The organism is Thermoplasmatales archaeon (genome assembly GCA_014361195.1).
In the GTDB taxonomy this organism is placed as follows: Archaea; Thermoplasmatota; E2; order UBA202; family JdFR-43; genus JACIWB01.
Genome location: JACIWA010000022.1, coordinates 1 through 1,037, shown reverse-complemented (window position 1 = coordinate 1,037; position 1,037 = coordinate 1). Strand labels below are relative to the sequence as shown.

Genomic DNA, 1,037 nt, shown 5'->3' with positions numbered 1-1,037 from the left:
GAGGTGAAGTCCCCGATCCAGGCCCCGTTGTTGTAGACGATGGCCGCGAGCTGGGCCTCGTCGAGCAGGGGCAAGAGGTCGGAGATGAAGTCCACCGTGGCGGGGTCGTTGGCGATGGAGGCGATGGTGTTGCGGTCAAGTCCCGCCATGAGGGTCCCGATCCAGCCGCTCGCGTAGAGCTCGCTCAGGAGGTCGTTCACCGTGCCCACCTCTATGCCGGAGACGAGGTCTCCCACCCAGGCGCCGTTGCCGTTCACCATGTCCGCCAGGGCTTGGGCGTCGAGCAGGGGCAGCAGGTCGTTGAGGAAGGCGATGGTGGCGGGGTCGTTGGCGATGCTCGCGATGGTGTTGCGGTCAAGTCCCGCCATGAGGGTCCCGATCCAGCCGTTGGAATAGAGCTGGGCCAGGATGCCGTTTATGGTCCCGGGCGTGATCTGGGAGGTGAAGTCCCCGATCCAGGCGGCGTTGTTGTTGACGATGGCGGCGAGCTGGGCCTCGTCGAGCAGGGGCAAGAGGTCGGAGATGAAGTCCACCGTGGCGGGGTCGTTGGCGATGGAGGCGATGGTGTTGCGGTCAAGTCCCGCCATGAGGGTCCCGATCCAGCCGCTCGCGTAGAGCTCGCTCAGGAGGTCGTTCACCGTGCCCACCTCTATGCCGGAGACGAGGTCTCCCACCCAGGCGCCGTTGCCGTTCACGATGTCCGCGAGGGGTTGGGCGTCGAGCAGGGGCAGGAGGTCGGTGATGAAGTCGACCGTGGCGGGGTCGTTGGCGATGTCGGCGATGGTGTTGCGGTCAAGTCCCGCCATGAGGGTCCCGATCCAGCCGCTCGCGTAGAGCTCGCTCAGGAGGTCGTTCACCGTGCCCACCTCGATGCCGGAGACGAGGTCTCCCACCCATGCCCCGTTGCCGTTGACCATGTCCGCCAGGGCTTGGGCGTCGAGCAGGGGCAGGAGGTCGTTGAGGAAGGCGATGGTGGCGGGGTCGTTGGCGATGTCGGCGATGGTGTTGCGGTCAAGTCCCGCCATGAGGGTCCCGAT

Annotated in this window: 1 protein-coding gene; it reads right to left on the bottom strand. The window is 66.2% G+C overall.

The annotated features are described in order from the left end of the window. On the bottom strand, window positions 1–1,025 hold a 1,025-nt coding region (locus tag H5T44_06395; GenBank protein ID MBC7081848.1), incomplete at its 3' end, for a hypothetical protein. Window positions 1,026–1,037 lie beyond the last annotated feature (12 nt).